Below are 12294 nucleotides of genomic sequence, written 5' to 3'. Positions count from 1 at the left end.
ACGCCAAGCCTTGTTCGCTCCGTTACTCTCCGCTCGTGGCTAGCCCCCGTTTCCTTCGGTCACTCTCGGTCTACCACCCGGGGTCGCACTCGCAGACGGCTCGACACACAGCGGATTGCAAACCATTCCGTAAACTCCATTATTTGCAACCGCTCTTCCTGCGTTCACCTTCCCACTTCTACCCGCTTTAGTGCCTTGATCAAACTGTTGTGCTAATACGATAGGACAGCATTCCACATCCTTTCCCAAATTCCCCACCACCCGTTTAAGGTGCGGCTTTAAGCCGCGTTGTGTTAGCCCCAGGAATTTGGACGTTCTTAATTTCATGATGCAGGTAAATATCTTTTCAAAAATAAAAAAAAGAGGAAAGCAAGTTAGGGCTGCCTCGCTTTTCGACCTCAAGTCCAAGCCCTTTGGGTTTTTTGAAAAATCTCCTCCGCCCACTGGCGGAAGTATTTTCCAAAAAAGACTTGACCCCGAAGCGATTCACCCTAAAAGAAAAGCTTTCTCTTTTCTTTTTTTTTGTTTTTTTTCTTTTCTCTTTTGAAAATATTTCCCTTGGGAGTGTGCGTTAGTGAGCGGTTGCATTTCATAGCTCAATTCAAATAAATGGGATTCCGCAGATAGTTCTTTTTAAGAAAATTGTTTGCTTAAATTATTATTATAATCAGGATTTCTGATAAGAAATTGAAGCGAGATAAGGTAGTATTTCATAGCTAGATTTTGCAGTATAAGCAAAATTTGCAAAAAGCTCTATACCAGCTTTCCTGCGTCAGGACAGTAGAAAAATCAATCCAAACATAGTGAAATTTACAGGCATGCGGATGAGAAAGATGCAAGAGTTCGCTTTGCCGGCTACAAAAAAAATCTCCTCCGCCAAATGGCGGAAGTATTTTTTATGTGCCGCTCTTGCATCTATCTCACCGTTCCTGTGTGGATGCGCACTATGTTTAAATTAATTTTTAAAGTGCGCATCGCCAGCCGGTGGTTGGTGGCGTACGTTCGTCTTCGTCCAGCGTTTAGTTTTACGCGGTTTCGTGTTCAGTCTGAAGGTTATTATTTCCTTCGGTTTTTGTGGTTTGAGATTAATTTCTCGCCATTGCCGTTTTAGTTTTATTGCCTGGTGGGTTTCGCCTGCCAGGTTTTTATTTTTTTGTTAATTTCCCTGCAGACTGGACATAAAAAAAACCGTAGCTATGAACTACGGCTTTTCTTCTTGATTTTCTTGACCACCCATTTCATGGCCAATGACATACAAAAACTAACTAATGCTCCGACAGCTGCCAAAATGCAGGTCTTGACAATATCAGCTGTTTGAAGATTGACCAGCACGGTGAGCAGTGTCCCACCAGCTGTCCCTGCTTTACCGTGGACTTGCATCTCCTTTGTTTTTTATCTCTGGCAGTGGAGGAATTTTTTCCTCATCCTCAACGGTCACTTGACTGACAGCAGTTAGGACACTGGCGCCAACGGTCAGATATCCTGCAACTGTGATCAAGCCAGCTGGCAATGCGATGGGTGCGCCTAAAATAGCACCTCCTGCGGCAGCCAATACCAAACCGACTGTCCGCAATTTTCTAAACAACTTTGGAGTGGGCTTTTTTACTCTTTCTAAAATATTCATAGCTGATTTCTCTTTAATAGTGATGTAAATATGATTCTGTTTCTCTTGAGCCTCTTCAAAGACTTCTAAAAGCCTGTCCATGGCTTCACTCGATCGGATTCCTTTTCCAATGCCTGTTAGCTCCATGACGGGTGCAATGCATCCTTCCAATTCGATTTGAGCATCATTCGCAGGATGGATTAAAATCCAACTCCTTTCAGGAACACTTTTCAATATCAGATGAAATCCCCTTTCATGGGTAATCCTCTTTTCCAAAAGATACCTACCTTCAGGAATGCAACTGATATTTACTTCATTATCTTTCCAAGGAAGTTCGATGGTATGACAGATCAGAGATCCATCATACCAAAGAGCTCCATTAGTTCCGCTTGGTCTATAGGTTCGCTTTAATTCAAACTCCACTATAAATACTATTTAGCGTCATTTTCGATCTCAACCAATGCCAGTGAGTTAAATGCACCATTTTTAAGCGGATACATTGTCCCATTCACTTCTTGAAGAAATTCAACTCCAAACAGCAAAAAGATCGGCTCTTGTCCTCCAGTAGGAAGAGTAGCTGTTAAAGTAATGGCAGCTTCAGTTTGTGGACCAATAGCAATTTCACTGCTTTCATCTGTATCAAGATTGAAAGTTTCCTCTGCAAAATCCACTTTACTTGCAGCGGCCACTAAACGCATGTGAGTAGCTCCTCCAGGAGCAGCAAAAGTATTCTGCGGAATAAAGCTAGGAATCTCCACCGTTGCTTCACCAGTTGCTCTATCAATAGCAGCCGTAAAAGGCGCATACATAGTCGCATTCAGCTTTCCACTTTGATTGAACTCAAACCCTCTTAACAATTCGATGTCTCCATCAACAGCCGTCCTTTCCCCTCTAGCGTTGGAGGTATCGCTTTTCACGACCTTCACCATTTCTCGAGTCATTCTACTGGTCACCCGACTATCTGCGGCTTTCAAAAGCAATGGCCGAACAGAGGTTCTCAAAAGCCTTCCTGCTTTTCCTGCTCTCCCAAATTCAGAACCATTTTCCCTGGTTCTCTGAAAGGCTGGATCATTTTTAATAGTTTCTTTTGAAACTCCTTCAGATTTCCTTGCCAAATAGCCATCCTTAGATTTGTAAAAGGACACTCCGCCCATTTTACCTGTAAAATTGATAATTCCATTTTGTCTTGCCATAATTGAAAATATATTTGATGAGCCACCAAAGTATTCCTCAAATGAGCGTTTGTCAAAAACTGCTTTCCGTTAATGGTCGTCTTGACTGCATTGGCAAAATATGACAATCAAGCTTTCTAAAAATTAGCTATATTAGAGTATATCAAAGCCTAGGATAAAGTATGGATAAAGTATCAATAAAGTATGGATAAATGATCTTAAAAAGAACCGTCATATACCCCAAGGACATCCAGCGGATAACAGGCAAGAGCGAGCGCACCGGAAGGCGAATATTAGAACGTATAAGAGAGCAAAAGGGAAAAGAGAAACATCAACTCATTACCGTTTCCGAGTTCTCAGATTACACCGGAATAGATGCTGAAACAGTCCAAGAATACCTCACAGATTAAGCCAAATTTTTAGGTTCTAATCCAGAAATTTCCCGCCTTATATTCATAATATTTGCCCTTTTTTGTATATAATTATACAATTAAAAGGAAATAAAAATTATTTCTGGCTCTTTGTTTTGATGATCAAAAGCAACTAAACTACAAGAAATACGCAGTGTACGATTAGGTGTACATATAAAAAAAAGAAGCCTGTAAGTTATTGGTTTTCAAGACGTAATTTATAAAGTTGCAATCCTACCACCCTAAAAAAGGTCTTAATAGCAATAAATCAAAAAATATTTTTCAATTTTAGATAAATACTTCATCTTATTATCAAGTCAATTCAGCTATGCCAAATAAAAATAAAGAGCCCATAAAAGATAGATTGAAACGATATTCAAAAGAATTCTATAATTTCTATAAAAACTATACTGGCATTGCCATTATAGTTTCAATTGGAATTGGTGTTTATGGTATCATGATATTAGATATTCATATTAATAATGGAAATATTTACAAACATAATCTTGCGTCTATAAGTCAGTTAGCTACAGCAATAGGTGTGATTTTTTCTGGTGTTGCCATTATTCTATTATACAAGAATTATAGACTACAACAAGAAGAAATGAATAAGTTAACTAAAGGTAGTTTAAAAGCAAATGACCTACAGGTTGTTCTTTATGAAAAAAAAATATTGGACGAAGATATTTATAGGTTTTTAAATAATAATGAAATTTATAAAAAGGATGCAATAATCCATGAAATTAACGAAATTGTTGAATTGATTACAGCTGTAACAATGACCAATAATGACAACTTAAGAAATGAACTAGCTAATCAATTATTTCATAGAAGAAGAGATATTGAAAATAAATTATTTGAAGACATCTTTAAATTTTTTTTTGAAATATGGAATAGAATCAACACATTAGAAAATTTAATAAGTTCAAGAGAAGTCGTTAAGCTGTTTTACTTATCTTTTCCAAAGGAATTTGTTCAATTATTTGAAAGATTGTATGATCCAAGATTACAAGAAATAATTGATGAATATTCTAAAAAGGATATTGAAAAATATTCATTTACTAGAGTGAATAATATAAAATTGTTTAGACAAAGCACATCAGTAATAAAATATATTCTAGAAAGTAACCAATAAAGTTTCAAACTTATTTATAAGAAAAAACTGAAATTCTGTGGGATGAAAAACTGTTGGTTCCCAACAGGCGTTCAAAATAGGTTCTCGAAATTAATGGTTCATGTTTTAAGTACTTGACTAAATTTTCAACCCTAAAAAGTCGACATAATATTTTATGTTATCTTTTTTAAAACCACAATACTATTTGCGATTTTTATTAAAATATGAATCTTCCTATAAACATGCAAAAGTTAATTCTTTTACATAGAATTACTTGACATGTGTCCCTACTTTTGCAAAATCTTATTAAGTTATTAAATCATAACCGTTTTCTAGTTCTCAGATTACACAGGAATAGATGTTGAACCAGTCCAAGAATACCTCATGGAGTAAGCCGGACTTTTAGGTTCTAATCCAGAAATTTCCTGCCTTTTATACATAAATTTTGCCCTTTTTTGCGTATATTTAATATATCAAAGAAAAGTTCTTTGGCAGTTTGAGCTTCAAGAATAGACTACAAATGGCGGTTATTTCAAATAAATAATTTGTGCCCTATTTGTGCCCCTTTTAGAAGGAACGAAAGCAACTTTCTATAAATCAGTAAGATACACAAAAGGCATATGATCCTGAACGGATCACCACAAGCCTTGCAATTTTATTGTAAGGCTTTTTTTATGCTTTATAATTTTTTCGTTAGCTCAATCGAGTAGTGAATCCGTATTCAGTAATCGCTTTTACAACACCTACACCAGAGACAAACTTTTCAAATAGAAAAAAAAGTATAAAGATCTAGCAGTCTCACCTATAATAGACAGATTTTAAAATTGCTTTTGTCAAAAACTCAACATCACCAGCCACCCTAGGATCATGATTTTCTGAGATTTTACTTGAATAATGAGCTACTTCTCCATTCTCGAGATTTATAACCAACAATCGCAGATCAGAAAAAGGCTTAGATTGTGGGGCAATTATGAGTGAACTAGTCGCTATTCCAGTTGTTAAATTGTAATGGGGTTCATATAATGGATTGAATGTAGCTCTGTATATTAAAATCAAACCATATTTTGTTTCTGCAATTCCAATATTGTTCAAAAAGCCTTTTGGTACAATTTGACCATCTAATATATTTTCTGAAAATTCAAGGCTTTTGCATACTTCAAATAATTCGTCAATATCTTGATATGTGAGTTCTTGACCAACAATTGAATACTTAGAAGAAAGTGTTATTTTACTAATTTCTGATATAATAATGCTATTAGATGCGCCAATCAACAAGTTGTTTTTCTTATTTTCTCCGTCATTTTCTTCTACTAAAACTATTGGCGTCAGTAGGGTTAATGAATCAACTGTAGACCGCTCTGCTTTATAACTTGACGAGAATTTACCGGTAGTACATGCTGCTGTTGAAGCAAATATAGTAACTAGAACAATGTTCCTGATTTTCATTAGCCTTTATAATTTTGAAGCTTACCAACCTGAGAGCTTGCACTTTGATTTAATAAATAATCTTAAATTCGGCAGTTTTTCAATTAAATTTTAAGTTACTAAACAAATTGAAATGCAAAAATATTATGTTTCTTTCTGTTAGTATCAATTTTCTGTATATTCAGTTTAAAATAGAGAATATGCAAAAAATACTTATCGGCTTGTTGATCCTCTGCTTCACTACCGTAGCTATGGCTCAAAAAAGGAAGCTGCCAGCTACTCTTTCGAACTGGGATGGTAACGAATATGCACCAAAGCTTACGGCTGATGGACGCACCATCATCTATATGTCTGATTATACAGATTCGGGAGACCCAGAAATTTTTATGAGCAGTGCAACAGGCACTAGCTGGGAAAGGGGAATGCCTATTCAAATCCCCAATAAAGACATGATTCCTTTTGGTTCATATAATTTATCATACGAGGGTGATCAACTGATTTATTCATCCCGTAAAGGGCCAAATATTGGCGGCTATGATATTCTCTTTCAACAAAAAAAGGGAAGCAACTGGGCTCCAGCAATTAATCACGGAAAGCCACTAAATTCTCCCTTGCATGAGATGGATCCAACGCTTTCGGCCGATGGAAAAACCTTATATTTTAGTCGTTGTGAAACATTAGATCCAGTTGACGGCAACTGTAAACTGTTTTCAGCTGAGTATTTGGGAGATGTTTATTGGAAAGAGCCACAAGAGATCCAGATAGATTTAGCCTCGTCATCCTTCGTTAATCCTGTGATCTTGCCCGATAATAAAACTATATATTTTGCTGCACTTAACAGCAACGGCAACTATGATTTTTACATGAGCCGAAAGGAAAACGATAGCTGGAGTAAAGCTGTGCCCATGGACTTTTTGAATACAAGTGCCCATGACCGTTATATAGGTGTTACGGCTTTAGGCGATGTAGCTTACATCCACGAAAAAGGTGAAAGAGGTTATGATCTATATATGGTTAAAGTTCCGGAGGAATTTCAACCCGCTAAGGTGTACTATTTAGAAGGAACTGTCACCAATCTTCCAGCAAAAGCATTAGTTAAGGCAACTGATCTGGAATCAGGTGAAGAACTAGCTCGTTTAATACTCGGTTCTGACGAAAAGACATTTGGAATCTATTTACCGGAGAATCATCAGGTTGATTTTTACATTGAAACCAAAGAGCAGGGCTTTGGCTATTATAGTGAGTTTTTGAATCTGGACAGTATGCAATCTTCTAAAAAGGTGGTGAAAGATATTACTCTCCCCACTTTACAAAGGGGTGAGCTATTTCCAATCTCTATTCGATTCAAAGATTATACTTCTGATTTCGCAATCGGTGCGGAAGAAGAGCTGGCCCGATTGATTACACTAATGAAGCAAAACAGGGGCTTCGAGTTTAAGATGGAGATTTATCAGCAAAGCATCACCGAATCGGAGCAGTATGCAGATAGTCTTCCGGAAATTCGTTACGACACCGTTTTAGTAGACTATAATCAAATTGATACTCTTGCAACAGAGACTAGCATTCAATCTGAAGTTGATAGCACGGCTTTAGAAGAAAAACCGACAACGGAAATTGTATCCATCTACCACAATGATTTAACCCAAAAGAGAGCTGATGCCATTAAAGCCTATTTGCTCGACAAAGGAGTGCCGGAAGATATGTTTAGCGTGAGTGGAATGGGCGAAAGTCGTGAGCTGGATTATTCAGATATAGAAGAAGCAAAAAACAGTAAAGTAGTATTTCGATTGGAGTAGTAGGATACGTTTTTTTTTGTTAACAATTCTGTAAAGAAACTAAGGCTGCTTTATATACAATGTACTTTATTAACAATCTACTAATAAAACAGTCAATAAAAAAAGCCCATAATTAGGTTTAAATCAAACTCAAAAACTATTTCCATAGAATTAATAAATATTTAAATCGACACCTAAAAATGGATAAAATGAAACACCCATCCATATTCGGTACTATACTCTACAGCTGGGGCGGGAAGTTTGGTGAGATTTAAGGCTTCTAAAATCCCATTGAACAATTTGCTATTGCTTTTAAGTTGAGTATAGTCAATATCAGGAGATAGGAAAAACTGCCGGTAGCGGTTGATTTGGGGCGCTCTTTCTCCGCTGATCCAGTTAGGATTTTTAAATTCAGATAGCATCCCTCCCGCACTATAACCCACTGCTAAATTTAGCCATTTTGGGATGCTTTGATTGGGCATAAGTTTATGAATTCCCACACTCAACCAATAAGTCTGCGCATTATAATCTGTAAATAAACTCTCCAAGGCATTTTCACCTAAAACTCTGGGGTTCACTTTTGAGTAGCTAGTCGGGAAATACGAAAATTTGAATTTCACTACTTGCTCATCTGCAAATTTTTGCTGGAGCATAAATAATAGTGTACCTGCACTATTCGCATAAACGTCACCCCAAGAAAATCCATAACCTTCATACAAACCATCAAATATTTCTATGGGTAATTGGAAAATAAATCCTAAACTTCCACCCAGAAAAATAGCTGTGTTTTCATTAACACCACTCCATTTGAGCATTTCATAGCCTGCCCTGCTTTGATGATAGGCAATGTAAGCATGCGCTACCTTGTCCATCTGCTTCCACCCTGCATTATCATCGTAAAAATGCAGAGGTACCCTTTCATGGTCTTTATACCAAACTTCAGATAAATACAAAACACCAGCTGTATAAGAGGCAGCGGTCAAGCCCACTGAAATCCCTATTCGTTTTTTATTCAGTCGGGTTGAATCGTTTTGAGCAACAGATGACTTCGATAAAAAAAATATTAAAATAGTTATTAGAATTAGGTTCTTTTTCATGCATTTGATAAACTCTCTAACAACAGACACTATTTTTAAGGAAAAGGATTGAAATTGGAAAATATCATTGATTAATTATGCTAGTTTTTTATCTCAGGCATAAATGGTGTGTCGTCAACTATGGAATAAAGACTGGTCAGTGTGACACTTAGCGAATTCCATCAAGAATAAAATTTTAGTAAAAGTGAAACGGTACGATTAGTCTAATCAATTTATTCTTGATTTGATTATTGAAACAGAGTTTCAATACGACAAGATTCCTGCCTCCGTACTTGCAGTACGGGACAAGTTGCGCAGGAATTATGCACTGAACGGAATATTTCTATAGAAAACAATAGAGTAATATATTAGAGATTAACTCTCCGTCCCTTTACTATTCATACTCCTGACCGCTCTTTCAATTCCTGCTGGAGTCAGTGGAAACATAGGAATCAATTGCTTGATTAACTGAATAGTGTAAGTATGAGGCCAATATTTGATAGGCTCCGGATTAAGCCAGACACATTTCTTGAATTTTTTGGGGATTGACTTTAGACTTTCTATACTTAAAGAATTGATTTCATAAGGTGCCATGGCGGCATCACCCATGATAAAGACGCGATAATCTTTGTTGTGACTTAATAGCTTTTCAATAGAAATGGCTTTCGTTCTTCTTTCATCAGTGTAAACTCGATCATAAATAGTATTATGGAAATAATAAACTTCCAAATCGTGGGCAAAACGGGTGCGCATTTTTCGGAAGAGATTCTGAACCGTACGAACATAAGGCGCCATGGAATAACCACCATTGTCAATCAAAACAATAATTTTCAATTCCTCATTTTTCTCGCTTGACATTTCAGGAATAAATAACCCACCGCGCTTTAAGCCAGATTTAATCGTGTTGGGGACATCCAATTTCTCGGTGGCGCTTTCTTCAATAACTCCTTTGATAGAAGCTAAAGCCGCATCTATATTGTTATCATTTAGCGTAGAATCTCTGTCAATAGGAAAATAATTTTTGTCTCCCATCACTTTTCTGGCCATCTTCCCTCCTCCTTGTCCGCCTACACGAATTCCATTCTTTGCAGCTCCTCCATGTCCATAAGGAGAAATACCGCCTGTACCGATCCAATGACTTCCTCCACCATGTCGGGTTTTCTGCTGTTCACGGACTTTTTCCATCCGCTCGAGCAATTCTTCCAATGATAATTCGGAATAATCCGCCATTTTATCCAGTTTTCGTTCTGCAATCTCATCATCATCAGAAATCGGATCGGTGTCTTCCTGATCTGGATTGTCTTTGTCCCAAATCTCTTTACCAGAAACTACTTCTTTGATGTCATAACTGGTCAAATGTACTTCGTCCAGAAAAGTATTAATTAGCTCCTCATCCGTAATATCTCGATCAGCTTCTTCAACATAATCCGTTTTCCATGTTTGAAAAGTTTCAGATCGCAAAATGGCATCTTCTAAGGTTTGACCTGGCTTGATAGGAATATAAAGGAAATAAGCATAATAGGCTTTCGTAAATGGCCCATATCTGCAGGCTCTTTTACAATTATTCCTTTAAGCACATTATAAATGTCGCCCAAGGTCTTTACCAAACCTTTTTGCATAGCTTTCCGCAGTAACAGCAAAGTGCGCACGTCTGCTTTCAGGCCATGTTCTCTGAAGTGTTCGGGTAATGAGCTGAGCATATTATTATATTTTAAATCGCATTACAAATGCATTTCTTTACGGATCCTCGTTACAAATGAGGACGAACAAATGAAGTAATTCCTATCTAGTCCTCGTTTGTAACGAGGATCCTATAATTATCGAGGGTTTAACTCGAATACCTTAATTCAAATTACTTCCAAAACGTTCATCAGCACCAATCATTCTACTTACTCTTTCCATGTCAGCCTGTGTTTTAATTAGTGCACCAATTCCTTCTAAGCCGGAAATCTTTTTGACAGCATCAGCAGGAGCCATTTCACTCATATATTTCAACCAATTCAAAATCTCTCTGGTTGTAGGTGCTCTTTCTAATCCTAGTCTCCTTAAATGATAAAAGACATCTAATGCAACTTTAACCACCTTTTCATCCATAGCAGGATGATGCTTATCAATAATCTTGGCCATAGTGTCTTGATCAGGGAAATCGATATAATGATAAATACATCTGCCTTTAAAGGCGGTTGGCAATTCTTGTTCTCGATTGGAAGTAATAACGATAGCAGGCATATCTTCCTCAGAAACTTCAATCACTTCTCCAGATTCAGGCATAATGAATTTTCTATGGCTTAAAGCATACAGTAAATCATTGGGGAACTCCCTTGGTGCTTTATCAATTTCATCAATCAATAAAACAGAATTAGGTTTGCTGTAAGCTTTAGCCGCAGGTCCTTTAACCACATAATCCTGTAATTTTTCAGGGTTTCTATCACCTGTAGTCAATTTGCTATCTAATCCTTTTTCCTCTCTTTGTGCATTGAGAATTTCAATTTGAGAATCACGTAAGTACTTTACGTGATCAAAGCGAGCAACAAATTGCTCTACATTACTTTTAGAGCCAACCGGATAGACTTCTAATTCTAGCCCCCTATCCTTTGAATAATGAATGGGCAATTCTGTTTTCCCTGTTCCGGGCTCTCCTTCTATCAAAAGTGGCATACCTAGAGTTCGTGCCATATGAAATGCCTGTGCTAAAGCGGGATCGCATAAATATTTTTCGGATCCTGTCCAATGAGATGTTTCTGCCATAATGTTTAAAACTGACTGAAGTGATTATAGTTCCAAAATGAAAAGCCAAAATTGAAATTAAATGTTTGGACTTCCAAGGAATCAGGTGTTGAGGTGAAGAAGTTAATAAGTATTGAGGTTGTTAGTTCTTCAATCCTATTCTTATGAAGCCTAATTCATCTTCAATATTTAAATGGAAATGGACTTTGCCGCCTTTTACAAAGAGCGGATTGGCATAATTATTAAACATCATCAATTCTTTTTCACCGATTAATTCCAGATATTCATCATATACAAGCATGGAAACTTTATATGTAGAATTTTCTCGTTTATCATCGTAAACGGCTTCATTTGTAAATCGATAAAACTTCATATTACTCTCATCCCAAAAAAACTCCGAAAATCTTACTTCTTCGTTTATCGAATAGATTATTTCAACTACTTCTTCTCGAGATTCGGAACTGTTTTTATACGCTTTTTCCTTTCCTTCTGGAATCAACTTATGATCAAAAGTTCTATATTTTAATTTGTTTGTATTTTCATTATAGATATAAACATCATTAAAGGCCGAATTTGAAATAATAATACTATCTCTTTTAAAACCGAACTGAACTCGCTCATGATGATCTGTTAGGTATCCACCATTTCTTCGAAAAACAATTTTATATCTTTTCAACTTATCAAATTCCGGTAGCAATATCCTTTCCGCATTTTTTTCTTCAACATTAAGTAGAAACATAAGTGGTTTAAAATTGTCGGTACCGAAATGCATGCCTGTAATGAGTGAACCGTCTTTATTTACTGAAGCAAATTCAAATCTTTCGGAGGCGGTTAAATCTCCTTTTATCCAATCTTCGTTAAAATTTACATTGTTAAGCTGATTTCCCTGCAAATCAAAAATCTTAAAAGACTCAAAATCCTCAATTCCAATATTACCATTGGGAAAAATTTTCAAACTCCGCACCTGGTTTGAACCTAAACCATTTGGACCT

General features: G+C 36.6%; 10 protein-coding genes and 1 pseudogene. 2 read left to right on the top strand and 9 right to left on the bottom strand.

What is annotated here, in order from left to right; translation table 11 throughout:
• Positions 1–39: 39 nt before the first annotated feature.
• The 4 genes from Q3Y49_RS13675 to Q3Y49_RS13660 all read right to left on the bottom strand — a co-directional run bounded on the left by Q3Y49_RS13675 (position 40) and on the right by Q3Y49_RS13660 (position 2796).
• On the bottom strand, positions 40–327 hold the full coding sequence (locus Q3Y49_RS13675; RefSeq protein WP_303268919.1) for a hypothetical protein: 288 nt from the start codon (positions 325–327) through the stop codon (positions 40–42).
• A gap of 867 nt (positions 328–1194) precedes the next feature.
• Entirely contained in the window at positions 1195–1380 is a 186-nt protein-coding gene (locus Q3Y49_RS13670; protein ID WP_303268918.1) for a hypothetical protein, read from the bottom strand.
• A complete protein-coding gene (locus Q3Y49_RS13665; RefSeq protein WP_303268916.1) occupies positions 1364–2026 on the bottom strand; it encodes a DUF5675 family protein in 663 nt (220 codons plus the stop codon). Before Q3Y49_RS13665 ends, Q3Y49_RS13670 begins: the two co-directional genes overlap by 17 nt.
• An 8-nt stretch (positions 2027–2034) precedes the next feature.
• Positions 2035–2796: a hypothetical protein gene (locus Q3Y49_RS13660; protein ID WP_303268914.1), complete on the bottom strand. Its 762-nt coding sequence runs from the start codon at positions 2794–2796 to the stop codon at positions 2035–2037.
• A 717-nt stretch (positions 2797–3513) separates the two neighbouring features.
• On the opposite strand from Q3Y49_RS13660, the gene Q3Y49_RS13655 reads away from it, so the two are divergent.
• On the top strand, positions 3514–4320 hold the full coding sequence (locus tag Q3Y49_RS13655) for a hypothetical protein (RefSeq protein WP_303268913.1): 807 nt from the start codon (positions 3514–3516) through the stop codon (positions 4318–4320).
• A 777-nt stretch (positions 4321–5097) separates the two neighbouring features.
• Here the strand turns inward: Q3Y49_RS13655 and Q3Y49_RS13650 are convergent.
• Positions 5098–5745: a hypothetical protein gene (locus Q3Y49_RS13650; RefSeq protein WP_303268911.1), complete on the bottom strand. Its 648-nt coding sequence runs from the start codon at positions 5743–5745 to the stop codon at positions 5098–5100.
• 179 nt (positions 5746–5924) lie between these two features.
• On the opposite strand from Q3Y49_RS13650, the gene Q3Y49_RS13645 reads away from it, so the two are divergent.
• Positions 5925–7520 carry an OmpA family protein gene (locus tag Q3Y49_RS13645; RefSeq protein WP_303268909.1) on the top strand — a complete coding sequence of 532 codons (1596 nt, stop codon included), beginning with the start codon at positions 5925–5927 and terminating at the stop codon, positions 7518–7520.
• A gap of 173 nt (positions 7521–7693) precedes the next feature.
• Here Q3Y49_RS13645 and Q3Y49_RS13640 read toward each other — a convergent pair whose 3' ends face one another.
• The 4 genes and pseudogenes from Q3Y49_RS13640 to Q3Y49_RS13625 all read right to left on the bottom strand — a co-directional run.
• Positions 7694–8596, bottom strand: a complete 903-nt coding sequence (locus Q3Y49_RS13640) for a DUF2279 domain-containing protein (protein ID WP_303268907.1) — start codon at positions 8594–8596, stop codon at positions 7694–7696.
• A gap of 354 nt (positions 8597–8950) precedes the next feature.
• Positions 8951–10036, bottom strand: coding sequence for a hypothetical protein (locus Q3Y49_RS13635; protein WP_303268905.1), 1086 nt, complete (start codon positions 10034–10036; stop codon positions 8951–8953).
• A gap of 381 nt (positions 10037–10417) precedes the next feature.
• Positions 10418–11323 (bottom strand): AAA family ATPase, encoded by a 906-nt coding sequence (locus tag Q3Y49_RS13630; RefSeq protein ID WP_303268904.1) that lies wholly within the window; start codon positions 11321–11323, stop codon positions 10418–10420.
• 121 nt (positions 11324–11444) lie between these two features.
• Positions 11445–12287, bottom strand: a pseudogene (locus Q3Y49_RS13625) (DUF4221 family protein); the annotation flags it as partial.
• Between the last annotated feature and the right edge of the window lie 7 nt (positions 12288–12294).

It is taken from the genome of Marivirga harenae, from assembly GCF_030534335.1.
Classification (GTDB): Bacteria; Bacteroidota; Bacteroidia; order Cytophagales; family Cyclobacteriaceae; genus Marivirga; species Marivirga harenae.
This window is presented reverse-complemented; position numbering and strand designations above follow the sequence as displayed.

Bases quoted from the DNA above. Each gene is read 5' to 3' on its own strand.
- Q3Y49_RS13675 (WP_303268919.1), bottom strand. From the start codon at position 327: ATGAAATTAAGAACGTCCAAATTCCTGGGGCTAACACAACGCGGCTTA.
- Q3Y49_RS13650 (WP_303268911.1), bottom strand. From the start codon at position 5,745: ATGAAAATCAGGAACATTGTTCTAGTTACTATATTTGCTTCAACAGCA.
- Q3Y49_RS13630 (WP_303268904.1), bottom strand. From the start codon at position 11,323: ATGGCAGAAACATCTCATTGGACAGGATCCGAAAAATATTTATGCGAT.
- Q3Y49_RS13660 (WP_303268914.1), bottom strand. From the start codon at position 2,796: ATGGCAAGACAAAATGGAATTATCAATTTTACAGGTAAAATGGGCGGA.
- Q3Y49_RS13640 (WP_303268907.1), bottom strand. From the start codon at position 8,596: ATGAAAAAGAACCTAATTCTAATAACTATTTTAATATTTTTTTTATCG.
- Q3Y49_RS13645 (WP_303268909.1), top strand. From the start codon at position 5,925: ATGCAAAAAATACTTATCGGCTTGTTGATCCTCTGCTTCACTACCGTA.
- Q3Y49_RS13655 (WP_303268913.1), top strand. From the start codon at position 3,514: ATGCCAAATAAAAATAAAGAGCCCATAAAAGATAGATTGAAACGATAT.
- Q3Y49_RS13670 (WP_303268918.1), bottom strand. From the start codon at position 1,380: ATGCAAGTCCACGGTAAAGCAGGGACAGCTGGTGGGACACTGCTCACC.